Below are 21,978 nucleotides of genomic sequence, written 5' to 3' on the forward strand. Positions count from 1 at the left end.
GGCTAGCCCACTTCGAATAACGCCATGGCTTCGACATGCGCCGTTTGAGGAAACATGTCGAGAATCCCGGCCCTTGTTAACCGGTACCCCTGCCCGACCAGCACCTGGGCGTCTCGCGCCAGCGTGGCCGGGTTGCACGATACATAGACCAGCCGCTTGGCCCCAAGACGGGCGATGCCCTGCACCACCTCCCATGCACCGTCGCGCGGTGGGTCCAAGAGTACCGCAGAAAAGCCCTCGGCGGCCCATTCCATGCCCGTCAACGGCTGCGATAAATCGGCCTGAAAAAACTGCGCGTTATGCACATCGTTGCTGCGGGCATTGGCCGCCGCACGATCGACCATGGCCTGTACGCCTTCTACCGCCACCACCTCACGGGCATGCCGTGCCAGCGGCAAGGCAAAATTGCCCAGGCCGCAGAACAGGTCCAGTACCCGCTCTTCAGGCTGCGGAGCGAGCCAGGCCAAGGCCTGCTCGATCATAGCGGTATTGACCTGGGCGTTGACCTGCACGAAGTCGCCGGGGCGCCAGGCCAGTTGCAGCTGCCAGGGCGCCAGGTCGAAACCCAGCGGCCCGGTGGCATCCACCGGCTGCGGCTCGCCTTCACCCTGCAGCCACAACTGCGCGCTGGCCTCGGCGCAGAACGCCTGCAAGCGTGCAACATCTTCGGCCGGCAACGGCGCGACATGACGCACCAGCACTGCCTCGGCCGTGCCGCTGAACAGCTCCACATGGCCCAGGGCTTGGGGCTTGGCCAACGAGCGCAGCACCGTGGGCAAATGACGCAGGATCGACTGCAAGGGCTGTACCAGCACCAGGCAATCATTGATGGGAACGATGTCCTGACTGGCCTGCGCCCTGAAACCGACTGCCAACTGGCGGGTCTTGGGGTCCCAGCGCACGGCCACACGGGCGCGGCGACGGTAGCCGAAAGCGGCCCCGGTCAAGGGCGCGGCCCATTGCTCGGGCTGCACACCGGCCACCCGTTGCAGTTGCTCGGCCAGGGTGCGCTGCTTGAGCGCTAGCTGAGCCTCATGGGGCAGGTGTTGAAGGTTGCACCCCCCGCACTGGCCGTAGTATTTGCAAGGGGCTTCGCGGCGCTCGGGACTGGCCTGGAGCACCCGTTCAAGCCGCGCTTCGACGACTTTGCCACGGGCATTGAGCACCCTCGACTCGACCTCTTCGCCTGCCAGGGCGCCAGTGACGAACCAGGTGCGCCCTTCATGGAAAGCAATGCCGCGACCGTCCCCTGACAGGCGCTCGATGACCAGGCGTTGCTTCTTGCCCACGGGAATCTGGGGGCTACGATTGCCACCGGCTGGCTGAAAGCGCAGGCCGCTGTTGGTTTTCTTCTTGGACATTTAGCTCGGATCGAACAGGCCAGTGGACAGGTAACGGTCGCCGCGATCGCAGATGATGGCCACCAAGGTGGCATTTTCCACTTCCTGGGACAGGCGCAGCATGGCGGCGACTGCACCACCGGAAGACACGCCGCAGAAAATGCCCTCTTCACGGGCAAGCCTGCGCATGGTCTGTTCGGCCTCGTCCTGGGACATGTCGACAATGCGATCGACCCGGGCTGCGTCGAAAATTTTTGGCAGGTATTGCTGGGGCCAGCGGCGAATACCCGGAATGGCCGCGCCTTCCATCGGCTGCAAGCCGACGATCTGCACCGCCGGATTCTGCTCCTTGAGGTACTGCGAGCACCCCATGATGGTCCCGGTGGTGCCCATGGAACTGATGAAGTGGGTAACGCGCCCCTGGGTCTGCTGCCAGATTTCCGGGCCGGTGCTGGTGTAGTGCGCCATCGGGTTGTCACCGTTGGCGAATTGGTCGAGCACCACGCCACGGCCATCGGCTTCCAGCTGCTGAGCCAGATCGCGTGCCCCTTCCATGCCCTCTTCCTTGGTCACCAGGATCAGCTCGGCGCCGTAGGCTGCCATCGCCGCCTTGCGTTCGGCCGTGGAGTTGTCGGGCATGATCAGGATCATCTTGTAACCCTTGATTGCCGCTGCCATGGCCAACGCGATGCCGGTGTTGCCGGAGGTGGCTTCGATCAGCGTATCGCCAGGCTTGATCTGGCCGCGCGATTCGGCACGGGCGATCATCGACAGCGCGGGACGGTCCTTGACCGAGCCGGCAGGATTGTTGCCCTCGAGCTTGAGCAGCAAGGTATTGCTGGTCTGGCCAGCCAGGCGCTGCAGGCGAACCAGGGGCGTATTGCCGACGCAATCGGCGATGGTTGGATACTGCAAGGTCATGGTGTCTTTCACAATCCGGACGGCGGGGGCGCCCATCATACCGGCAAACCCCGCTTCGCCATATCACGCAATCTGTGGTGCATATAGCTACAGGCTATAAAGCCTGTGCAATGCCTTGCCCATGCACGGCGCCACATGCCACCGCCGGTGCTGCACCTGCGTACGGACTTAACGCGTGCAATGGCTGGCGAGGGGGAGTAACGTCCCCGCTTGGCCGCCTTGCAGGGCGGCATCCAGGCACATTGACAGGAGGCGAGTGTGCTCGATCGTTTGGGAATTCGCAGCCGCGTGCTGTTGCTGGCGCTGCTGCCAGCCGGGTTGATGGCAGTGGTGCTGGGCAGCTACTTCACCTGGCTGCAACAGAGCGACCTGCGCACGCAACTGCTGCAACGGGGCAAGATGCTGGCCGAGCAGCTGGCGCCGCTGGCAGCCCCGGCCATGGCCCGCAAGGCGCCTGCACAACTGGAGCGCATTGCCGCGCAAACCCTCGAACAGGCCGACGTACGCGCCGTCGCCTTCCTGGCACCGGACCGCAGTCGGCTGGCCCATGCCGGCCCGAGCATGCTCAACCAACCGCCCAGCGGCGGCAGCGGTACCCAGTTGCTGCAACGCAGTGGCAACGACGCCACTCGCTACCTGATGCCGGTGTTCGGCCACCACCGTGACCTGGCCACCGATGCCGTGCCTGCCGAAGCCGAACGCTTGCTGGGCTGGGTGGAGATCGAGCTGTCCCATGACGGCACCTTGCTGCGCGGCTACCGCAACCTGTTCACCACGCTGCTTCTGATCCTGGCCTGCCTGGTGGTCAGCGGGCTGCTGGCCCTGCGCATGAGCCGTGCCATCAACACGCCGATCGAGCGCATCAAGCATGCGGTCAACCAGCTCAAGGACGGCCACCTCGAGGAGCGCCTGCCGGCCATGGGCAGTCACGAGCTGGACGAACTGGCCCGCGGCATCAACCGCATGGCCGAGACCCTGCACAGTGCCCACGAAGAGCTGCAGCACAGCATCGACCAGGCCACCGAGGATGTCCGGCAGAACCTGGAAACCATCGAAATCCAGAACATCGAGCTGGACATGGCCCGCAAGGAAGCCCTGGAAGCCAGCCGCATCAAGTCGGAATTTTTGGCCAACATGAGCCATGAAATCCGCACGCCGCTCAACGGCATTCTGGGCTTTACCCACCTGCTGCAGAAAAGCGAGTTGATGCCCCGCCAGGTGGACTACCTGAACACCATCGAGAAGTCAGCCGACAATTTGCTCGGGATCATCAACGAGATCCTCGATTTCTCAAAGATAGAAGCAGGCAAGCTGGTGCTCGACAGCATCCCCTTCAACCTGCGCGACCTGATCCAGGACACCCTGACCATCCTGGCACCGGCCGCCCATGCCAAGCAGCTTGAGCTGCTGTGCCTGATCTACCGCGATACGCCCTCCTCGCTGATCGGTGACCCGCTGCGCCTCAAGCAGATCCTCACCAACCTGGTCAGCAACGCGATCAAGTTCACCCGCGAAGGCACCATCGTCGTGCGCGCCATGCTCGAAGACGAGCACGAGGACAGCGCCCAGTTGCGCATCAGTGTCCAGGACACCGGCATTGGCCTGTCGCCTCAAGATGTACGCACGCTGTTCCAGGCCTTCAGCCAGGCTGACAACTCCTTGGCCCGCCAGCCAGGCGGCACCGGCCTGGGGCTGGTGATCTCCAAGCGCCTGATCGAGCAGATGGGCGGCGAAATCGGCGTCGATAGCACCCCTGGCGAAGGTTCGCAGTTCTGGATCAGCCTCAACCTGCCCAAGGCGCACGACGATGCCGAGGAGCTGCCTCTGCAGCCCTTGCTCGGCCGTCGCGCCGCCATCGTCGATGGCCATGCACTGGCGCGGCAGGCCCTGGAGCACCAGTTGCAGGACTGCGGTTTGAGCGTCTGTGTCTTTACCTCCTACGAGCAACTGCTGCAGGCGGTGCAAGCTGCCAGCCAGGCGGGGCAGCCGTTCGACTTCGCCGTGCTGGGCGCCAACGTAGGCTCCCTGGCACCCGAACAGCTGGGTCAGTATTACCAGCACCTGGAGCGGCATCATTGCCAGTGCGTGGTGCTGTGCCCCACGACCGAGCAGGCGCTCTATCACCCTTACCTGTCCAATGGCCACGGCCAACTGCTGTCCAAGCCATCGTGCACGCGCAAGCTGCGCCGCCTGCTGCTGGAAATGGTCCAGCCCCGCCGGTTGCAGGGCGAGGTCAGCGCCATGGTGGGCCAGCAGCGCCAGCCCAAGGTGCTGTGCGTGGATGACAACGCGGCCAACCTCTTGCTGGTGCAGACTCTGCTGGAGGACCTGGGCGCCCGGGTGACGGCTGTCGACAATGGTTACGCGGCGGTACAGGCCGTGCAGAGCGAACCGTTCGACCTGGTACTGATGGACGTGCAGATGCCCGGCATGGACGGACGCGCCTGCACCGAGCAAATTCGCCGCTGGGAAAACACCCAGAGCGGCAACCCGTTGCCAATCGTTGCACTGACCGCCCACGCAATGGCCAATGAAAAACGCGCCTTGCTCCATGGCGGCATGGACGACTACCTGACCAAGCCGATCAGCGAGCGGCAACTGGCACAGGTGGTGATGAAGTGGACTGGGCTGAGCCTTGGCTTGTCGCCGCAGATGCCGGCGAGCCTGCCCACCGGGCCTGACGAGTTGAAGGTGCTCGACCATGACGAAGGCCTGCGCCTGGCGGCAGGCAAAGCCGATCTGGCCGCCGACATGCTGAGCATGTTGCTGGCCTCGCTGGAAGATGACCGCGCCGCTATTCGGGATGCACGTCAAGCGCATGACCGTCGTACGCTCATCGAGCAGGTGCACCGGCTCAACGGCGCTTCTCGCTATTGCGGCGTGCCTCAGCTGCGTGCCGCGTGCCAACGCAGCGAGACCCTGCTCAAGCAGGACAGCCCCTTGGCTGGGGAGGCGCTCGATGAACTGGACAACGCGATCAGCCGGCTGGCAGCCGAGGCCAGGCTGAGTATTTGAGGGCAGCCGCCCTTTCCACTGACCCAGTGCCTATGCACAAGGAGCCACCATGCGCGCCCTGCTGTTCAGCAGTCAGCACTATGACCAGGAGAGTTTCACCCAGGCCGCCGTGGGCGGCGGCCTGGCACTGCATTTTCAGTCCGCGCGTCTTACGGCCGATACCGCGCCGCTGGCCCAGGGCTACGAGGTCGTCTGCGCGTTCATCAACGACGAGCTCGACGCGGCGGTGCTGCAATGCCTGGCGCGCGGTGGTACGCGCCTGGTGGCCTTGCGTTCAGCCGGGTACAACCATGTCGACCTGGCTGCGGCCCAGCGGCTGGGAATAGATGTGGTGCGGGTACCGGCCTATTCGCCCCAAGCCGTGGCCGAGCACGCCGTGGCGCTGATACTGGCGCTCAATCGGCGCTTGCACCGGGCCTACAACCGCACGCGTGAAGGCGATTTCACCTTGCACGGGCTGACCGGTTTCGACTTGCATGGCAAGACCGTCGGGGTCGTCGGCACCGGCCAGATCGGCGCGGCCTTCGCACGCATCATGGCCGGCTTCGGCTGCCAACTGCTGGCCTACGACCCCTGCCCCGACCCGCAGCTCGAGGCCTTGGGCGCGCGCTACATGAGTTTGCCAGCGTTGCTGAGCCAGGCACGCATCATCAGCCTGCACTGCCCGTTGACGCCAGGCACCCGGCACCTGATCAATGCCCAGAGCCTGGTCCACCTGCAACCTGGCGCCATGCTCATCAACACCGGACGCGGGGCGCTGGTCGATACGCCGGCACTGCTCGATGCGCTCAAGAGCGGCCAGCTGGGCTACCTGGGCCTGGACGTTTACGAAGAAGAAGCCAAAGTGTTCTTCGAAGACCGTTCGGACCTGCCCCTGCAGGACGATGTGCTGGCGCGCCTGCTGACATTCCCGAATGTGATCGTCACGGCCCATCAAGCCTTCCTCACCCATGAGGCCTTGCAGGCCATTGCCCAGACGACGCTTGAGAACATTGCTTGCTGGGCGGCAGGCAGGGCGCAGAACCTGGTGACCGGTTAATGCTAGGATACGCGGCATTTAGGGAGGACCCATGGTCGAACACGATTTTCGCTACACCCTCTTCAACCCGCAGCACACGCTGATCGAGTGCCGAGCCCTGGTGCCCGGCCGTTACCAGGTTACAGGCAACGGTGGCTCGATGCACAAGGGCGACACCCTGCTGGTCACTCTCAAGGGCAGCAAGGACTTGGCCATGCGCCTGACCGTGGACAGCGTCCGCCACCTGATCAACCCGCGCGGACAGTGGGTTGCCGTGGCCAACGGGCCAGTCTTCCATGAACTGGAGATCCTGGCCTGGCAAGTGGCGTGCGACAGCTGCGATGCGGTACTGGACTTCGAATTTGCGGTCGATGCCAAGCTGGGCAAGGCAGCGCGTCAGCCTGCAGCCAGCGCCCGCATCGCCGAACTGGGCTGGGCAAGCCAGGACGCCCGGCACCTCTGCCCCCGTTGCCAGGAGCCTGCACAATGAAAAACCTGCTTACCAGCGCACTGATTGCCACCGGCCTGCTTGGCTGCGCGACCGCCCCTTCGGACCTGCAGCAAGACCGCAGCTACGTACTGGAGTGGATCGGCGAGCGCCCCCTGATCGACAACAGCCACTTGAGCATGACCTTGGGCAGCGACGGGCGCGCCTATGGCAATGCCGGCTGCAATCACTGGTTCGCGGCCTACACCCTCGATGGCGAGCGCTTGAGTTTTGGTAGCGTCGGCAGCACCCGCAAGCTGTGTGCACCGGCTTTGATGGAACAGGAAAAACGCTTCCTGCAGGCCCTTGGCAAAGTCACCCGCTGGGACCTGGCGCCGGATCAGCAATTGCGCTTGTGGCCCACCGACGGCAAGCCGCTGCGCCTGTGGCCTGAAGAGGGCTGAGCGGGCGGGCTGTTGCCCGCGGGGCCTGGCTTGACAGGTCAGCGTCCCGTTCGCTCAGGCCGTGCCAGCGTCACCCCTGTTTCAGGGCCTTGATCTTGGCCTTCAAGCCTTCGAGCGTCTGCTCACCGAGCAATTGCTCACGCACCTTGCCCTTGTCATCAATGATGTAGGTCACCGGCAGCGCCTCGCTGCGGGGCAGGTCATAGCGCTCGGCGGGGTCCTGGGCCAGCACGGTGAAATCGATGCCCAACGTATCGGCCGCCTGCTTGAGGTCCGCGCCTTGCAGGCCATCGAAATTCACCCCCACCACCTTGATGCCGTCAGCGGCCCATTGCTTGGCAGCCGCATTGAGCTCGGGAATTTCGGTACGGCACGGCCCGCACCACTCCGCCCAGTAGTTGAGCACCAGCCAGTGCCCGTCTACCTGTTCGGCCTTTACCGTGTTGCCGTGCTGGTCCACGCCATAATCGGCACCGCAACCACCGAGCAACAGGCTCGCGGTGATGGCCATTACTGCTGCCAGACGCCTTGCCATGGGTCAATCCTTCTCGAGTTTTAGAGCAAATGGGTCAGTCGCTGCGGTTAGAATACCGGTCACACCTTGCTGGATGCGACCCCACATGACTGACCTGACGCTCTATCATAACCCGCGCTGCTCCAAATCCCGCGGCGCGCTGGAACTGCTCGAGGCCCGCGGCCTGGCGCCTACCGTGGTGCGCTACCTGGAAACGCCCCCCGATGTCGCCACGCTCAAGGTGCTGCTGGACAAGCTGGGCATCCCGCCCCGTCAACTGTTGCGTACGGGCGAGGACGACTACGCTCAACTCAATCTGGCCGATCCGACACTCAGCGACGCCCAGCTGATCGACGCCATGGCGACCCACCCCAAGCTGATCGAGCGGCCAATCCTGGTAGCCGGCGACAAGGCCGTGATCGGCCGCCCACCCGAAAATATCCTGGAGATCCTGCCGTGAGCGAACCCTATATCCTGGTGCTCTACTACAGCCGCCATGGCTCGACCAGCGAGATGGCCCGGCACATCGCCCGTGGCATCGAACTGGGCGGCATGGAAGCACGCCTGCGCACCGTACCGGCCGTGTCCAGCGAATGCGAGGCGGTCGCGCCCGACGTGCCGGCCAGTGGCGCGCCCTACGCCACCCTCGACGACCTGCGCCACTGCTCGGGGCTGGCCCTGGGCAGCCCTACCCGCTTCGGCAACATGGCCGCTGCGCTCAAGTACTTCCTGGACGGTACCAGCCCCTTGTGGCTGGGCGGCGAGCTGGTGGGCAAGCCCGCCGGTGTGTTCACCTCCACCGCGAGCCTGCACGGTGGTCAGGAGAGCACCCTGCTGTCGATGATGCTGCCCCTGCTGCACCACGGCATGCTGGTACTGGGCCTGCCCTACAGCGAATCAGCCCTGATCGAGACCCGTGGCGGCGGCACACCCTACGGGGCGAGCCACCACGCCGGCGCCGATGGCAAGCGCGACCTCGATGAGCACGAAATCGCTTTGTGCCGCGCCCTGGGGCAGCGCCTGGCAACCACGGCCAAAGCCTTGGAGACCACGCGTGGCTAAGGCGCGAAAACCGCTGCCTGCGCAGGCATGGCTAGCACCTCGGGTACGGGTGACCCGGGCGCTGAGCTTGGCGTTCGTGCTGGGCTTGATCGCGCTGCTGGTGGTGAACAACCTGTGGTTCGCCAATCTGCATGGCGCGCGGGTGAGCGTGATCCTGGCCATCGAACTGCTGCCACTGCTGCTGGTACTGCCAGGCATGGTCAGCGCCAGCGCCCGCGCTCATGCCTGGGCCTGTTTCGTGGTCAACATCTACTTCATCAAGGGGGTGGTGGCAGCGTTCGATCCTGCGCGGGCTCTGTTTGGCTGGCTTGAGCTGTTGGTCAGCCTGGGGCTGTTCACGGCCGCGCTGCTGTATGTGCGCTGGAAGTTCCAGTACCAAAGGCGCCTGGCCGGCGAAGGCAACTGATGGGGGGCGGGCCCGCCCCCGCCGGCTCAGTGATTGACGGTATGGGCCAGCATGACCGACAGCTGGCACAACGGTCGGCCGCTTTGTTCGTGCCACTGGTTGAAGGCGTCCTGCACCAGGGCCAGGTCGCGCTGGCTGGTGGGCTTCTTGTCGATGACCTTTTGCGCGATCAGCGCTGCCGCCATATCGTCGGTCGGCACGAAGGTGTCCTTGCCGACCATGCGCAGGAAACGCGGCGCGGACAAACCGCCCAACTGATTACCGTGCTTGGTCAGGTATTTCCATAAACCCACGATATCGGTTACTGGCCAATCGGCGATGAAGTTCCCGAAGCTGCCCCACTGCTTTTCGATATCCAGCACCATCTGGGCGTTGCGTGGCACGCTCTTGAGCTTGCCCAGGTGCCGGATGATGCGGGTGTCCTGCATCAGCCGCTCAAGGTGCTCGGCACTCATCAGCACGACCTTTTCCGGGTCGAAGCCGAAGAACACCTGCTCGAACGCCGGCCACTTGGCGTCCACCAGGCTGTGCTTGAGCCCGGCGCGAAATACGCGCAGGGCAAGGGTCGACAAGTAGCGATCAGCGCTGGTCGCCCGTAGCTGCTCCGAGCTGCGAGGTTGCGGCAGGGCCGCCTCCAGGGCGCGGGCAGAGCCGAAGCGGTTCAGGCAGAACTCGTGCAGCCACTGATAGTCACGCATGGGTCAGATGTTCACCACGTCAAGAAAGCGCGGGGTGGCGTTTTCATCGATCGTCAGGCTGGTGAAATCGAAGAGGTTGCGGTCGGCCAGCTGCGACGGTGCGACATTCTGCAAAGCGCGGAAAATGCTTTCGGTCCGGCCTGGGTGCTTGCGCTCCCATTCGACCAGCATGTCCTTGACCACCTGACGCTGCAGGTTTTCCTGCGAGCCGCACAGGTTGCAGGGGATGATCGGGAACGCCTTCATGTCCGAGTACGCCTGGATATCCTTCTCGCTGCAGTAGGCCAGCGGACGGATCACCACGTTACGGCCGTCGTCGGCGCGCAGTTTTGGCGGCATGCCTTTGAGGGCACCGTTGAAGAACATGTTGAGGAAGAATGTTTCGACGATGTCGTCACGGTGATGACCCAGGGCCATCTTGGTGGCACCGATTTCATCAGCGAAGGTGTACAAGGTGCCGCGGCGTAGGCGCGAGCAGAGCGAGCAGGTGGTCTTGCCTTCCGGGACCAGTTCCTTGACCACCGAGTAGGTGTCCTTTTCGACGATGTGGTACTCGACACCCAGTTCCTTGAGGTAGGCCGGCAGCACGTGCTCCGGAAAGCCTGGCTGCTTCTGGTCCATGTTCACCGCCACGATCTGGAACGAGATCGGCGCCACCTTCTGCAGGTGCAACAGAACATCGAGCATGGTGTAGCTGTCCTTGCCGCCGGACAGGCAGACCATGACCTTGTCGCCATCCTCGATCATGTTGTAGTCGGTGATGGCTTCGCCAGCGAGACGACGCAGGCGTTTTTGCAATTTGTTCTGGTTGACCGAAAGGGTGCCCATAGCGCTTGAATCCGCGAGGTGTGACAAAAGCCGGCTATTTTACGCACAATTGCAGCAGGGCTGTAGGCATTCCGACAAAGACTTCAGGGCGATCACGCTCAAATAACCCATCGTGTGACCAATGGCTGGGTGAGTGCACGGCCGCTGCGGCATAATGGCCGCCAGAGGATTCATTGCCCCATGCCCGAACTGCTCATCCAACGCGTCGAAATCTGCTATCAGCAGGCCGAGCGCTTTTTTGATCGCGCCTTCCCCCGCCCGCAGGTCAGTTTCAAGCTGCGCGGGCAAAAAGCCGGGGTGGCCCACCTGCACGAAAACAAGCTGCGTTTCAACCTGCAGCTATACCGCGAGAACCACGAAGACTTCCTGCGCCAGACCGTAGCGCACGAGGTCGCCCACCTGGTCGCTCACCAGGTCTTTGGTGACGGTATCCAGGCCCACGGCCAGGAGTGGCAGTTGATCATGCGCGGCGTCTACGAACTGCCGCCGGCGCGCTGCCACAACTACGCCGTCAAGCGCCGCGCGGTGACCCGCTACCTCTACCGCTGCCCCTGTCCGCAAAGTGAGTTTGCGTTCACGGCGCAGCGGCACGCATTGGTGGGCCAAGGCCGGCGGTACCTGTGCAAACGTTGCAGGCAACTGCTGGTCTACAGCGGCCAGACGCGGGTCGAATAGCGGGCTTGGTCACGAAACAGGCAAAAAAAAAACGATCCGTTGACGTGGGGTCAACGGATCGTCTGGTCATGCTGGGCGCGTCTTTATTTCTCGACGAACGCCCGCTCGATCAGGTAATCGCCCGGCTCGCGCATGCGTGGGGAGATTTTCAGGCCGAAGCTGTCCAGCACTTCGCTGGTCTCATCGAGCATGCTCGGGCTGCCGCAAATCATCGCGCGGTCATCCTGCGGGTTGATCGGCGGCAGGCCGATGTCGCTGAACAACTTGCCGCTGCGCATCAGGTCGGTCAGGCGGCCCTGGTTCTCGAAAGGCTCGCGGGTGACGGTCGGGTAATAGATCAGCTTTTCGCGTACGGCTTCGCCGAAGAATTCGTTCTGCGGCAGGTGCTCGGTGATGAACTCGCGGTAAGCCACTTCGTTCACGTAGCGCACGCCGTGGACCAGGATCACCTTCTCGAAACGCTCGTAGGTTTCCGGGTCCTGGATCACACTCATGAACGGCGCCAGGCCAGTACCGGTGCTGAGCAGGTACAAGTGCTTGCCGGGGTTGAGGTCGTCGAGCACCAGCGTACCGGTAGGCTTCTTGCTGATGATGATCTCATCGCCTTCCTTCAGGTGCTGCAGCTGCGAGGTCAGCGGGCCGTCGGGCACCTTGATGCTGAAGAACTCCAGGTGTTCTTCCCAGTTCGGCGAAGCGATGGAGTAGGCGCGCATGAGCGGACGGCCGGAGTCCTGCTGCAGGCCGATCATCACGAACTGACCGTTCTCGAAGCGCAGCCCCGGATCACGGGTGCACTTGAAGCTGAACAGCGTGTCGTTCCAGTGGTGCACACTGAGGACACGTTCGTGGTTCATGTTGCTCATCTAATGGGGCTCCTGAAGAAAGTCGCAGCGCGCACAAGGCGCAGAGTTGCGCGATAGTTTAGGGGCAGCGACAATATCTGTTAACTGGATTATCAAGATATGTGTTATCGGTTATATCGATATGCGATTCACACTACGTCAACTTCAGGTCTTCGTGGCCGTCGCCCAGCACCAGAGCGTTTCACGCGCTGCAAGCGTGCTTGCGCTGTCGCAATCGGCTGCCAGCACCTCCATCACCGAGCTTGAACGCCAGAGCAGCTGCCAGTTGTTCGACCGGGCGGGCAAGCGCCTGAGCCTCAACGCCTTGGGTCATCAGTTGCTGCCACAAGCCGTGGCACTCCTGGACCAGGCCAAGGAAATCGAGGACCTGCTCAACGGCAAATCAGGGTTCGGCTCCCTCGTGGTGGGCGCCACGCTCACCATTGGCAACTACCTGGCAACCCTTCTGATCGGCAGCTTCATGCAGCGGCACCCCGAAAGCCAGGTGAAGCTGCACGTACAAAATACTGTGCATATCGTGCAACAGGTGGCACACCACGAAATTGACCTGGGTCTGATCGAAGGTGATTGCAATCATCCGGACCTTGAGGTGCAGCCTTGGGTGGCGGATGAACTGGTAGTGTTCTGCGCCCCCCAACATGCACTGGCCAAGCAGGGCCGCGCCGACATCGCCACGCTGGCCCGTGAGGCGTGGATCCTGCGCGAGCAAGGCTCGGGCACGCGCCTGACGTTCGACCAGGCCATGCGCCACCACCGCGCACAGCTGGACATCCGCCTGGAACTGGAGCACACCGAGGCCATCAAGCGCGCCGTGGAATCGGGCCTGGGCATCGGATGCATCTCACGCCTGGCCCTGCGCGATGCCTTTCGCCGTGGCAGCCTGGTGGCAGTGGAAACACCCGAGCTGGACTTGATGCGCCAGTTCTACTTCATCTGGCACAAGCAGAAATACCAGACCTCGGCGATGCGCGAGTTTCTGGAACTCTGTCGCCACTTCACCGCTGGCGTCACGCGCAGCGACGAGATCGTGCTGCCGCCTATAGCCTGAGCCGTGCAGGCGCAGCGCCCCGCGTTGTAGCCCTACAGAAGGATCACGCCCCACACGATCGCGACCATGCACAACGACACCAACTGGGCAGCGCTGCCCATGTCCTTGGCGTTCTTGGACAAAGGGTGGCATTCGAGGGAAATGCGATCGATCGCCGCCTCCACCGCCGAATTGAACAGCTCGACAATCAGGCCAAGCAGGCACACCGCGATCATGATCGCCCGCTCCGCACGGCTTACCGGCAACCAGAAGGCAACAGGCACCAGCACGATGTTGAGCAGTACCAGCTGGCGGAATGCAGCCTCGCCCTTGAAGGCGGCGCGCAGCCCGTCCAGGGAATAGCCCGCGGCGTTGAGGATTCGTTTCAGACCAGTCTGGCCCTTGAAAGGTGATGGCGTCATGGGGTTCGCTTAGCTACGAAAGGGCCGGCAGACTAGGCTGGCAAGGGTCAAAAAAGCGTGAAGGCCTGGGTAATCAGGTGCTGGCAACCGATTCAAGTTGTTGCAGCAACAAAGCGGCCTGGGTGCGCGTGCGCACGCCCAGCTTGCGGAAAATGGCCGTCACATGGGCCTTGATGGTGGCTTCGGACACGCTCAGCTCGTAGGCGATCTGCTTGTTCAGCAAGCCCTCGCAGACCATCGTCAGTACCCGGAACTGCTGCGGCGTCAGGCTGGCGAGCCCTTCGCTGGCAGCCCTCGCTTCAGCAGGCACATCGACCTTCTCGAACGCCTGTGGTGGCCACCACACTTCGCCATCGAGCACTTTGCGCACCGCATCCTGAATCACTTCGAGGGTGCTCGACTTGGGGATGAACCCGCTGGCGCCGAACTCGCGGGACTTGACCACGACCGCAGCCTCCTCCTGCGCCGAGACCATCACCACCGGTATCTGCGGGTACTGCCCGCGCAGCAGGACCAAGCCGGAAAAACCGTAGGCACCTGGCATGTTCAGGTCGAGCAGCACCAGGTCCCAGTCTGCCTTTTCGCTCAGGCGGTTCTCCAGCTCTGCAATACTTGCCACTTCCACCAGACGCACGTCCGGGCCCATGCCCAGGGTGACGGCCTGGCGCAGTGCACCGCGAAACAGCGGGTGGTCATCGGCAATCAGGATTTCGTATGTGGCCATCGATCTAAGGATCCTGTTCTGTACCAGGGGCCCGTCGGCACGGGCGCACTGGCGGGAATCGGCGCCAAGGATGCCGAGCGGCGACGGCATAGGTCAAGCCAGCCTGCCAGTCGCTCAATCCGCCTTGGCGGCATCCCGGTCATTATGAACCAAAGCCGGTAGGCTGCCCCTTGGACTATAGGAAGGTATGCAGGCGCTGGTGAACAGCATCCTGTTCATCCAGGGGCAGGCGGCTTTTGCCACTGAGGTAGTGCAAGCTGAAGACGTCCAGGTAGGCGTCCAGCGCCTGTGAGGCGAGGTGATCCCCGGCCAGGTCCAGGCACATGGCGGCCACTTCCGCCGTACAGAAATGGTCATCGCGCCGCGAGCGGCGCAGCCGGTAGCGTGACATCTGCTCGGGCTGCAGGCTCAACACCGGAAAACGCTCCAGGTAGGGGCTTTTGCGAAACATCTTGCGCGCTTCGGTCCAGGTGGCGTCGAGCAGGATGAACAGTGGCCGCTTGCCAGGCGAGCGCACCACGTCCGTCACGACGCGCTCCGGCGCCACGAATTCACCCGGGAACACGATGTACGGCTGCCATTGCGGGTCATCGAGCAACGCCAACAAGCCCTCGTCCACCGAGGTGCGCAGCCAGCCAAAGGCGGATGTGTCTTCGATCAGGTCAGCGATGAGCCAGCCGGTATTGGTTGGCTTCAGCGGCTCGGTATCGTGCATCAAAAGGCAGATGCCCGACTCGGCACTGACGTTGGGTTTCCAGTCACACAGGCAATGCGTGGCAATAACCCGGCAACCTGGGCAACGCTCGGCCCGGGAGCCGCGTGCGATAAAGGGTTTGTTGCTGCGCGCCAGGCGTTCGGCGCGCAGCCGCGCGACGGCATGGCTCATGCCGGCACGCATTGCAGAAAAAAGGTGGCAGTCACTGCAGTGGCTCGATTGAAAACGGCTGGCAGTTTACCAGAATGCCGGCCATTTGCTGTGCAGACGACCGGAGCGCCCCTATACTCGCGATTTCAAGCGCCACGCGGGCGGCAGCGATGAGGGAACGCCGTCTGCCTACGCCTGTCCAAGCGCCAGTCACCGAACCAGGAGAGATCCATGCTGCGCCTTATCGCCCCCGCCCTGAGCTTGTTGCTCGCACTGCCACTTGCAGCCCAGGCGGCTTCCAAGCAGGACTATGACCTGAACACGATGCTGCAGAAGGTTGCCAAGGAAAGCAGCGTTGGCACACCCCGCGCCATCAACGAAGACATTCTCGACCAAGGCTATACGGTCGAAGGCAAGGCCCTGATCAACCACCTCAGCGTACGCGCTGACCATGCTGCGCGCATGCAGGCCAACCCTGAGCAGGTGCGCAGCCAGTTGGGCGACAGCGTTTGCCGCAACACCGGGTTCCGCAACCTGATGTCCAAAGGCGCAGTGATGGTGTACCGCTTCACGGTCTACAAGACCAATCAGCCGTTGATGGATCAGGCCTTCGACAGCGCTAGCTGCGTTGCCGGTAACAAGAAGAAGTAAAGTTTCGAATACCGCTCAAGCCCCGTCCGGGCGCCCCTCCATGCGCCCGACACCCTTATACGGGCTGGGCGTGCCCCGTGCTATAGGGCTAGATTGATAAGGAGCAGAAGGAGAAGTTGCATGCCCTATCAATCGAATGAACTGCTTTCCAGCCACTTCCGCGATCATGACATCGACCTGAGCTACATCGACGCCCAACTCGAACGCGTAGCCCCCGATAGCCCCAACCTGCCCCTCTATCGCGACATGATGCTGACGATCCTGCGCATGGCCCACGACGACGCCGACCGCTGGAGCACCAAGATCACCCTGCAAGCGCTGCGCGAACTCGACCAGTCCTTTCGCGCACTGCGTCGCCACAAGCACCGCCGTAAGGTCACTGTGTTCGGCTCGGCGCGTACGCCGCTGGAGCACCCCATGTATGCCCTGGCCCGTGAGCTGGGTGCTGCGCTGGGCCGCTCGGACTTGATGGTCATCACCGGTGGCGGCGGCGGTATCATGGCCGCCGCCCATGAAGGCTCCGGCGCCGACAACAGCCTTGGCTTCAACATCACCCTGCCCTTCGAACAACATGCCAACCCAACCATAGAAGGCACCGACAAGCTGCTGTCGTTTCACTTCTTCTTCATTCGCAAGCTGTTCTTCGTCAAGGAAGCGGACGCGCTGGTGTTGTGCCCCGGAGGGTTCGGTACGCTCGATGAAGCACTGGAAGTGCTGACGCTTATCCAGACGGGTAAGAGCCCCCTGGTACCGGTGGTACTGCTGGACTCACCGCAGGGTACCTTCTGGCAGGACTGCCTGGCGTTCATTCGCCACCAGCTGCAGGACAATCGCTACATCCTGCCAGGCGACCTTAAGCTGCTGCGCCTGGTGCACAGTGCCGAGGAAGCTGTTGAGGAAATCAATCGGTTCTACCAAAACTACCACTCCAGCCGCTGGCTGAAACGCCAGTTCGTCCTGCGCATGCACCGGCCACTCGCACCCGAAGCGTTACAGGCGATTGACGAGCAATTTGCCGATCTCTGCCTAAGCGGCAGCTCGAGCAAACGCCTGACAGCAACGTCGAAAACGAAACCGGGGATTTTGGGCATCTGACACGCCTGTGCTTCGCTTTTACCGGCCGCGATCAAGGCCGACTGCGAGAGCTGGTGGACTTCATCAATCTGCCGCAACATTGGGCTGTTGCGCCGTCAGCCTGCCATGAACAGCACTTGCCGGATCTCTCTTAGGCGCAGGCAGTGGGTTCAATCGTCCCAGCCTCGCCCGCTGAGCAGCTTTCCAATCATGTCCATGGGGAAACCACGATAAGCGAGAAAGCGCATTTGCTGCGCACGCGCCTTGGGATCCTCAGGGCGTTGCCCGGCATATTTGCGCTGCCATACCTCATACAGGCGCTCGCCCCAGTCGATATGACTCTCGCGAAGCGCTGCATCGATATCACCACGCGCCAAGCCGCGCTGCCCGAGCTCCTCACGGATTCGGGCAGGGCCATAACCAGAATTGGATCGATAACGAATGAAGCTTTCCAGATAGCGAGCTTCACTCAGCAAACCTTCTTCGCTCAGCCGATCAAGCTCATGCTCGATCAGCGTCTGCAAAGCCCCGCGCTGAAGTAACTTGCGGGTCAATTCCACGCGACCATGCTCACGTCGCGCAAGCAGGTCCATGGCTGCCCGCCGAATGGCGACGGGGGTGTCGAGTACGGCAGGCATGTTCAGCTAAGGTCGCGTGATCAATAGCCAGCTTCGGCTTCGGCCACGTCACCCGCATCGGCCTGTGCGGCCGCAGCCTTGGCAGCAGCGGCTACGGCACCGGCATTGAGCAGTTTGTCGCGGATCTGCTTCTCGATCTCGCTACCGATAGCGGGATTCTCGTGCAGGTACTTGGCAGCATTCGCCTTGCCCTGACCAATCTTGTTGCCTTGGTAGCTGTACCAGGCACCTGACTTCTCGACCAGGCCCTGAGAGACGCCCAAGTCGATGATCTCACCGTTACGGTAGATACCTTTGCCGTACAGAATCTGGAATTCTGCTTGACGGAACGGTGGCGCCACCTTGTTCTTGACGATCTTGACGCGGGTTTCGCTACCCACCACCTCGTCGCCTTCCTTGACTGCACCGGTGCGACGGATATCCAGGCGAACCGAGGCATAGAACTTCAGTGCGTTACCGCCAGTGGTGGTTTCTGGGCTACCAAACATCACGCCGATCTTCATACGGATCTGGTTGATGAAGATGACCAGGCAGTTGGCGTTCTTGATGTTACCGGTGATCTTGCGCAATGCCTGGGACATCAGGCGAGCCGCGAGGGGAAGCAGTACGGGCAGGGGTTCATATAGGCTGGTGCCTACGAAACCAATGCGCTGCAAAGCCATACTGTTCATGCTTTTCACCCTTGCGGAAGCCTAATCCCAATCTACACTTCCTATCCGAACCCATTTCAGGTAGGAAAGCGATGAGCAGGAAGCCAGAAAATTTCATTGATGGTATCAGAACCTGCTGCCCAAAAGACATCCTTGCCTGGGTGGAAAAGCATCCCCCGAAGAGGCGGGCACCCTTCATCCGCGATTTCTTCCTCATCGCTCATCAGCTCGACCCAGAGTGGCATCAGAATCCCGTAGTAATAACCAATGCATGCCGTATATTTCTCTCTGATAGACGTAATGCAGTATCAGAAACTACCGGCAAGCCCGTCAAAGAAGTAACCGTTATTTCTGACTACTCGACTGTTCGTCATTACTTGAACAGGCTTCAAAAAGCTAAAAAGCTGCCTAGCAATGCGCTGATCTTACCGAACCCTGATTCATCAGATGTGTTCTCAGAAAAAGAATGTAACATTCTAGGTTATCTGACCTTGGAAGATGCCGTAAATGCACCATCCATGGAAATGGCTCTGAATGAGATTGCTCAACAAATCGAAAAACATAGAATCATTATCCTATCCAAATGCAAACGCATGGTAGCAGAGGGCTATGCTCGGTTTTTGAAAGCTCCAGACATGATTTGTAAAAGCGATTTGGCTGCCATTCGACTCACAACGGACAACCTGGATCCCAACCTCCGAGCATTTGGATCAGGCCAACACATAAGCTTTTTCTCTCCATCACACCCAAACGGCTTCATTAATTCCGTTGCGTACCTAGCCCAAGAACAAGATGGTTTATTTACCCGCAAGTCTTTTCCTGGCGCACACCATATATACTCTTGGTCTTCGATGGAAGTTAAGTCTTATTTAGGCATTACCGAAGATTTTGCTGTAGCCGCCATGTGCATCATTATCGATGAACTCGGAATCAATGTTTCAGACTTGGCAAACGCTCAGGTCAAGAAAACGAAAGACGGGCAATTTGTCACGATTCGAGAGGACGGCGGGATCACTGTCACCACCCTAAAACCCAGGGCGAACAAGCTGATTACTCGCCACGCACCCAAGACTACAGATGAAATTGAGATCGAAGCGAAAAATATCGACGCTAACACTGCGTTATGGATGCTTCTACAAATGAGAGCTCAACATTCAAAAGCTTTGAACTCTAATTATCTTTTTGTCATGGATGGTTCTAGCCCCACTCGTCAAGGGGATGAGCAACTCTACCGCATCCTAGACACGAGACGGAAGAACACTTTCAAAGCAATTATTGATTCACTGCCCTCCTGGGTAGGTGACGCTGAACCCACAATGCCCAAAATCAGGGTATCACGCGGCCTCCTGAAGTGGATCGAAAGCGGTGGGGACACTTTGGAAACGAGCCTATATCTTGGGAATTCGTTACTTACCGCCTTGCGAAACTACGTCCCCCCGTCAATACAAGAGTTCGTATACCGCAAGAGAGTACGCGACCATCAAAATATTCAGCTACTTATCGCGGAAGGGAACGTTCCCACTGAAACCAATCACCAAGGAGAAGGTTGCTCAATCGCAATGGCCCAACTCATTGACGGTGTAAAGAGGCTCAGGGCTGATAGACCCGGAACCGCAGCGAGCAATTCAAGCCAGATGCTGTATTTTCTATGCTCGCCCCAAACGGTTGAACTAATCGTTTCATATGCGACATACGGCAAAGATGAAAGCCTCATTTCGACATGCAAGACGATTATTACAAAGATCCAGGATGAGGGCAGCCGAAAAATGATCAAGCTGCTTGCTGACGCCAAGCCTAAGCATCTTAACTTTGATCTCCTTGAGGTATCAGTTGATGACTAACCAAAAAGCCACGACGATCAATCCATCGGTAACACCCTCTCAAGTCACTCTTCCTAACTGGCTTCACCCAGCCTCCACTAAAATGGAATGGTATGTTCCGAAAACCGGCACAAGAGTATCTGCTTCAGAAGACCCTAATACCAGGCACTATGTGAAGATCAGCTTCGATTACCAGCTATTTGACGGCTCATCTACAACAGACCTGGTGTGGAATCTCTTTATTAAAGACTTACAGTCATCAGCTATTGCCCTAATTGAAAGTTCGAAGTCAAAACGACCAAATGCACTCGCTCCCTTTGTAAGGACAGCCTTTGAGATTGCCGATCATGTGTATGAGGCTCGGCATCGCTCAAGCCAGGCCCCCAAGATCCTCACATTGGCTGACATCAAACTAGACGACATCAAAACATTCCTTGAAGCTCACGACTTAACACTCATGGGCATTAATATCGCTGAGCTTGACTCACAGCTAGGCTCAGCATCGAGAGGGCTGAAAAATATAGTGCCGCTAATTTCAGAAATGAATATCCCCCCGATTACCAAAAAGATCCTAATCCAAAAACTCAAGAGCAGCAATATAGACATCTGCCGCGAATTCATCTGCACCTACACTGCCGATGAAGATGAAGAAGCAGACAGCCTTAGCATCTCTACAATACAAAACAAGTGCACGAACCTAACCTATTTGCACGCCACCAAAGAACAACAAAGTCAACGCTTTGAGGTTGGAACCCATGAAATCTCCGACGCATTCAACAGCGTCTCTGGAAGGTTTCTGGAGAAAACCCAGACTCCTTTAATGCCCGCAAACATAGCATTTCACTACATTAGTAACGCGATTGTTTTTCACCGCGACCTTTGGCCACACATTCGAGAGTACATTAAGAAGCTTGACGACTACTACGCCAGGGAAATTATTGGAAGGTATGCCGCGAGCACAATCAGGTCAAATGTGGATATCTTCAAGACACAAACATTTGAGGCTGTGCCTATGCCTAAGGCACTGCGGCACCTAAACATCAAAACATATGGAAAATGCGGCAGCTCCAGAGGCGGCATCACCCGCAACTCGATTCTCAGAGAACACATCTCCACCGACGAACTGATCGATTTCTACGCTATTACAACCCGCATCTTGATTCATACATTCTCCGCATGCCGTGTATTAAGCGCCGCTCTACTGGATGCAGACTGCCTCACTATATCTAAACTGGATGGCCTATGGGACTTAAAACTAAAAACCCCCAAAGCCAGCAATAGCCATGAACTGGAAATCATAAAGCGCCCAATCCCTAAAGTCATATGGGACTTCATTTACGATTATATTGAGTTCATGGAGAGTCGGCACCCAGGCATGAACACAATTTGGCCCTCTGGCGCACAAAAAGGAAAAGACCGAAACGAGACAACCTTTCGTAAAATACTCGATCAATACTCAGATTGGATTCAAGTACCAACAACAGGTGAAACGCGATGGTATGCGCGCCCCCATCAGTTTAGGCGGTTCTTTGCTGCTTTTTTCTTCTACCTGAGCGGAAACACTGAGATTGAACCATTGCGTTGGATGATGGGCCACGTTGAACCGAGTGTCACGCTCTACTATGCTGACATCTCAAACCAACCTGACTGGGAGCGAGATACTCTCGAATTTCTAACCGACTTCCTGGAGGGAAATGTGGGCAAGGATGTTTTGGTTGACGAAGATTTACTGGAAGAACTGGCTATGTGCGAGCCAGATGTAAAACTCGGTGACCATGCACTTTTGTCCGAGCACCTTAACGAACTGACCAACCACCGCGACATCAAACTTAAAATCATGAACAACGAAAAAATCTTTGTATACGCGAGCAAATAA

Annotated in this window: 22 protein-coding genes and 2 pseudogenes; 13 read left to right on the top strand and 11 right to left on the bottom strand. The window is 59.9% G+C overall.

Going from position 1 to position 21,978, the window contains the following annotated elements; translation table 11 throughout:
* Positions 1 to 2: 2 nt before the first annotated feature.
* Both rlmD and cysM read right to left on the bottom strand, forming a co-directional pair.
* Positions 3 to 1,361, bottom strand: coding sequence for a 23S rRNA (uracil(1939)-C(5))-methyltransferase RlmD (gene rlmD / locus ACF8GB_RS09125; RefSeq protein ID WP_325943018.1), 1,359 nt, complete (start codon positions 1,359 to 1,361; stop codon positions 3 to 5).
* The gene (gene cysM, locus ACF8GB_RS09130; protein WP_058605367.1) at positions 1,362 to 2,261 is read right to left on the bottom strand and encodes a cysteine synthase CysM; all 900 of its coding nucleotides are present in this window, start codon (positions 2,259 to 2,261) and stop codon (positions 1,362 to 1,364) included. It abuts the gene before it with no gap.
* Between the two features lie 258 nt (positions 2,262 to 2,519).
* On the opposite strand from cysM, the gene ACF8GB_RS09135 reads away from it, so the two are divergent.
* Genes ACF8GB_RS09135 through ACF8GB_RS09150 form a run of 4 tightly spaced genes read left to right on the top strand, consistent with a single transcriptional unit; the run spans position 2,520 to position 7,185 of the window.
* A complete protein-coding gene (locus tag ACF8GB_RS09135; RefSeq protein WP_392526903.1) occupies positions 2,520 to 5,276 on the top strand; it encodes a response regulator in 2,757 nt (918 codons plus the stop codon).
* 49 nt (positions 5,277 to 5,325) lie between these two features.
* Positions 5,326 to 6,315 (top strand): 2-hydroxyacid dehydrogenase, encoded by a 990-nt coding sequence (locus tag ACF8GB_RS09140; protein WP_196121681.1) that lies wholly within the window; start codon positions 5,326 to 5,328, stop codon positions 6,313 to 6,315.
* A gap of 31 nt (positions 6,316 to 6,346) precedes the next feature.
* The gene (locus tag ACF8GB_RS09145) at positions 6,347 to 6,784 is read left to right on the top strand and encodes a hypothetical protein (protein WP_078478972.1); all 438 of its coding nucleotides are present in this window, start codon (positions 6,347 to 6,349) and stop codon (positions 6,782 to 6,784) included.
* Positions 6,781 to 7,185 (top strand): META domain-containing protein, encoded by a 405-nt coding sequence (locus ACF8GB_RS09150; protein ID WP_058605340.1) that lies wholly within the window; start codon positions 6,781 to 6,783, stop codon positions 7,183 to 7,185. Before ACF8GB_RS09145 ends, ACF8GB_RS09150 begins: the two co-directional genes overlap by 4 nt.
* A gap of 70 nt (positions 7,186 to 7,255) precedes the next feature.
* Here ACF8GB_RS09150 and ACF8GB_RS09155 read toward each other — a convergent pair whose 3' ends face one another.
* Positions 7,256 to 7,720, bottom strand: a complete 465-nt coding sequence (locus tag ACF8GB_RS09155) for a TlpA disulfide reductase family protein (RefSeq protein WP_058639498.1) — start codon at positions 7,718 to 7,720, stop codon at positions 7,256 to 7,258.
* An 85-nt stretch (positions 7,721 to 7,805) separates the two neighbouring features.
* On the opposite strand from ACF8GB_RS09155, the gene arsC reads away from it, so the two are divergent.
* Genes arsC through ACF8GB_RS09170 form a run of 3 tightly spaced genes read left to right on the top strand, consistent with a single transcriptional unit; the run spans position 7,806 to position 9,167 of the window.
* On the top strand, positions 7,806 to 8,159 hold the full coding sequence (gene arsC, locus ACF8GB_RS09160) for an arsenate reductase (glutaredoxin) (protein ID WP_058639499.1): 354 nt from the start codon (positions 7,806 to 7,808) through the stop codon (positions 8,157 to 8,159).
* On the top strand, positions 8,156 to 8,761 hold the full coding sequence (gene wrbA / locus ACF8GB_RS09165) for an NAD(P)H:quinone oxidoreductase (RefSeq protein WP_058639500.1): 606 nt from the start codon (positions 8,156 to 8,158) through the stop codon (positions 8,759 to 8,761). Before arsC ends, wrbA begins: the two co-directional genes overlap by 4 nt.
* Positions 8,754 to 9,167: a DUF2069 domain-containing protein gene (locus tag ACF8GB_RS09170; RefSeq protein ID WP_058639501.1), complete on the top strand. Its 414-nt coding sequence runs from the start codon at positions 8,754 to 8,756 to the stop codon at positions 9,165 to 9,167. The genes wrbA and ACF8GB_RS09170 overlap by 8 nt, the downstream gene beginning before the upstream one ends.
* A 26-nt stretch (positions 9,168 to 9,193) precedes the next feature.
* On the opposite strand, the gene ACF8GB_RS09175 is transcribed toward ACF8GB_RS09170, so the two are convergent.
* Together ACF8GB_RS09175 and ttcA are read right to left on the bottom strand one after the other, a co-directional pair.
* Complete coding sequence (locus ACF8GB_RS09175) at positions 9,194 to 9,865, bottom strand: DNA-3-methyladenine glycosylase I (protein ID WP_078478973.1); 672 nt, start codon at positions 9,863 to 9,865, stop codon at positions 9,194 to 9,196.
* Between the two features lie 3 nt (positions 9,866 to 9,868).
* Positions 9,869 to 10,693 (bottom strand): tRNA 2-thiocytidine(32) synthetase TtcA, encoded by an 825-nt coding sequence (gene ttcA, locus ACF8GB_RS09180; RefSeq protein ID WP_023534071.1) that lies wholly within the window; start codon positions 10,691 to 10,693, stop codon positions 9,869 to 9,871.
* Between the two features lie 168 nt (positions 10,694 to 10,861).
* On the opposite strand from ttcA, the gene ACF8GB_RS09185 reads away from it, so the two are divergent.
* Positions 10,862 to 11,368 carry a SprT family zinc-dependent metalloprotease gene (locus ACF8GB_RS09185; RefSeq protein WP_256674258.1) on the top strand — a complete coding sequence of 169 codons (507 nt, stop codon included), beginning with the start codon at positions 10,862 to 10,864 and terminating at the stop codon, positions 11,366 to 11,368.
* Between the two features lie 83 nt (positions 11,369 to 11,451).
* Here the strand turns inward: ACF8GB_RS09185 and fpr are convergent, their stop codons facing one another.
* The gene (gene fpr, locus ACF8GB_RS09190) at positions 11,452 to 12,231 is read right to left on the bottom strand and encodes a ferredoxin-NADP reductase (RefSeq protein ID WP_028635022.1); all 780 of its coding nucleotides are present in this window, start codon (positions 12,229 to 12,231) and stop codon (positions 11,452 to 11,454) included.
* Positions 12,232 to 12,352: 121 nt separating this feature from the next.
* Here fpr and ACF8GB_RS09195 point away from each other — a divergent pair, with 121 nt between their 5' ends.
* Positions 12,353 to 13,279: a LysR family transcriptional regulator gene (locus ACF8GB_RS09195; protein ID WP_058639504.1), complete on the top strand. Its 927-nt coding sequence runs from the start codon at positions 12,353 to 12,355 to the stop codon at positions 13,277 to 13,279.
* A gap of 32 nt (positions 13,280 to 13,311) precedes the next feature.
* Here the strand turns inward: ACF8GB_RS09195 and ACF8GB_RS09200 are convergent, their stop codons facing one another.
* The 3 genes from ACF8GB_RS09200 to ACF8GB_RS09210 form a co-directional block, all read right to left on the bottom strand.
* Positions 13,312 to 13,680, bottom strand: a complete 369-nt coding sequence (locus tag ACF8GB_RS09200) for a diacylglycerol kinase (protein ID WP_326383754.1) — start codon at positions 13,678 to 13,680, stop codon at positions 13,312 to 13,314.
* Positions 13,681 to 13,753: 73 nt separating this feature from the next.
* Complete coding sequence (gene erdR, locus ACF8GB_RS09205; protein WP_058605331.1) at positions 13,754 to 14,404, bottom strand: response regulator transcription factor ErdR; 651 nt, start codon at positions 14,402 to 14,404, stop codon at positions 13,754 to 13,756.
* A gap of 175 nt (positions 14,405 to 14,579) precedes the next feature.
* Positions 14,580 to 15,290 carry a tRNA-uridine aminocarboxypropyltransferase gene (locus tag ACF8GB_RS09210; RefSeq protein WP_392515042.1) on the bottom strand — a complete coding sequence of 237 codons (711 nt, stop codon included), beginning with the start codon at positions 15,288 to 15,290 and terminating at the stop codon, positions 14,580 to 14,582.
* 210 nt (positions 15,291 to 15,500) lie between these two features.
* Between ACF8GB_RS09210 and ACF8GB_RS09215 the strand changes: the two genes are divergently transcribed.
* Complete coding sequence (locus ACF8GB_RS09215) at positions 15,501 to 15,920, top strand: quorum-sensing-regulated virulence factor family protein (protein WP_058605329.1); 420 nt, start codon at positions 15,501 to 15,503, stop codon at positions 15,918 to 15,920.
* A 120-nt stretch (positions 15,921 to 16,040) separates the two neighbouring features.
* A pseudogene (locus ACF8GB_RS09220) lies at positions 16,041 to 17,149 on the top strand (TIGR00730 family Rossman fold protein).
* A 15-nt stretch (positions 17,150 to 17,164) separates the two neighbouring features.
* On the opposite strand, the gene recX reads toward ACF8GB_RS09220, so the two are convergent.
* Both recX and ACF8GB_RS09230 read right to left on the bottom strand, forming a co-directional pair.
* Positions 17,165 to 17,632 carry a recombination regulator RecX gene (gene recX, locus ACF8GB_RS09225; RefSeq protein ID WP_078478976.1) on the bottom strand — a complete coding sequence of 156 codons (468 nt, stop codon included), beginning with the start codon at positions 17,630 to 17,632 and terminating at the stop codon, positions 17,165 to 17,167.
* A 20-nt stretch (positions 17,633 to 17,652) separates the two neighbouring features.
* Positions 17,653 to 18,228, bottom strand: a pseudogene (locus tag ACF8GB_RS09230) (DNA recombination/repair protein RecA); the annotation flags it as partial.
* Positions 18,229 to 18,374: 146 nt separating this feature from the next.
* Between ACF8GB_RS09230 and ACF8GB_RS09235 the strand changes: the two are divergent.
* A complete protein-coding gene (locus tag ACF8GB_RS09235) occupies positions 18,375 to 20,123 on the top strand; it encodes a hypothetical protein (RefSeq protein ID WP_039594348.1) in 1,749 nt (582 codons plus the stop codon).
* Positions 20,116 to 21,978, top strand: a complete 1,863-nt coding sequence (locus tag ACF8GB_RS09240) for a hypothetical protein (RefSeq protein ID WP_152994582.1) — start codon at positions 20,116 to 20,118, stop codon at positions 21,976 to 21,978. Before ACF8GB_RS09235 ends, ACF8GB_RS09240 begins: the two co-directional genes overlap by 8 nt.

This window comes from Pseudomonas sp. xss_4 (genome assembly GCF_043104125.1).
Lineage (GTDB): Bacteria > Pseudomonadota > Gammaproteobacteria > Pseudomonadales > Pseudomonadaceae > Aquipseudomonas > Aquipseudomonas parafulva_B.

What these genes read in the sequence shown, in the direction of transcription:
- erdR (WP_058605331.1), bottom strand. Translation starts at nt 14,404, where the DNA reads ATGGCCACATACGAAATCCTGATTGCCGATGACCACCCGCTGTTTCGC.
- ACF8GB_RS09200 (WP_326383754.1), bottom strand. Translation starts at nt 13,680, where the DNA reads ATGACGCCATCACCTTTCAAGGGCCAGACTGGTCTGAAACGAATCCTC.
- arsC (WP_058639499.1), top strand. Translation starts at nt 7,806, where the DNA reads ATGACTGACCTGACGCTCTATCATAACCCGCGCTGCTCCAAATCCCGC.
- ACF8GB_RS09240 (WP_152994582.1), top strand. Translation starts at nt 20,116, where the DNA reads ATGACTAACCAAAAAGCCACGACGATCAATCCATCGGTAACACCCTCT.
- ACF8GB_RS09150 (WP_058605340.1), top strand. Translation starts at nt 6,781, where the DNA reads ATGAAAAACCTGCTTACCAGCGCACTGATTGCCACCGGCCTGCTTGGC.
- cysM (WP_058605367.1), bottom strand. Translation starts at nt 2,261, where the DNA reads ATGACCTTGCAGTATCCAACCATCGCCGATTGCGTCGGCAATACGCCC.
- ACF8GB_RS09140 (WP_196121681.1), top strand. Translation starts at nt 5,326, where the DNA reads ATGCGCGCCCTGCTGTTCAGCAGTCAGCACTATGACCAGGAGAGTTTC.
- ACF8GB_RS09195 (WP_058639504.1), top strand. Translation starts at nt 12,353, where the DNA reads ATGCGATTCACACTACGTCAACTTCAGGTCTTCGTGGCCGTCGCCCAG.
- ACF8GB_RS09145 (WP_078478972.1), top strand. Translation starts at nt 6,347, where the DNA reads ATGGTCGAACACGATTTTCGCTACACCCTCTTCAACCCGCAGCACACG.
- fpr (WP_028635022.1), bottom strand. Translation starts at nt 12,231, where the DNA reads ATGAGCAACATGAACCACGAACGTGTCCTCAGTGTGCACCACTGGAAC.
- ttcA (WP_023534071.1), bottom strand. Translation starts at nt 10,693, where the DNA reads ATGGGCACCCTTTCGGTCAACCAGAACAAATTGCAAAAACGCCTGCGT.
- ACF8GB_RS09175 (WP_078478973.1), bottom strand. Translation starts at nt 9,865, where the DNA reads ATGCGTGACTATCAGTGGCTGCACGAGTTCTGCCTGAACCGCTTCGGC.
- rlmD (WP_325943018.1), bottom strand. Translation starts at nt 1,361, where the DNA reads ATGTCCAAGAAGAAAACCAACAGCGGCCTGCGCTTTCAGCCAGCCGGT.
- ACF8GB_RS09210 (WP_392515042.1), bottom strand. Translation starts at nt 15,290, where the DNA reads ATGAGCCATGCCGTCGCGCGGCTGCGCGCCGAACGCCTGGCGCGCAGC.
- ACF8GB_RS09215 (WP_058605329.1), top strand. Translation starts at nt 15,501, where the DNA reads ATGCTGCGCCTTATCGCCCCCGCCCTGAGCTTGTTGCTCGCACTGCCA.
- ACF8GB_RS09155 (WP_058639498.1), bottom strand. Translation starts at nt 7,720, where the DNA reads ATGGCAAGGCGTCTGGCAGCAGTAATGGCCATCACCGCGAGCCTGTTG.
- recX (WP_078478976.1), bottom strand. Translation starts at nt 17,632, where the DNA reads ATGCCTGCCGTACTCGACACCCCCGTCGCCATTCGGCGGGCAGCCATG.
- ACF8GB_RS09235 (WP_039594348.1), top strand. Translation starts at nt 18,375, where the DNA reads ATGAGCAGGAAGCCAGAAAATTTCATTGATGGTATCAGAACCTGCTGC.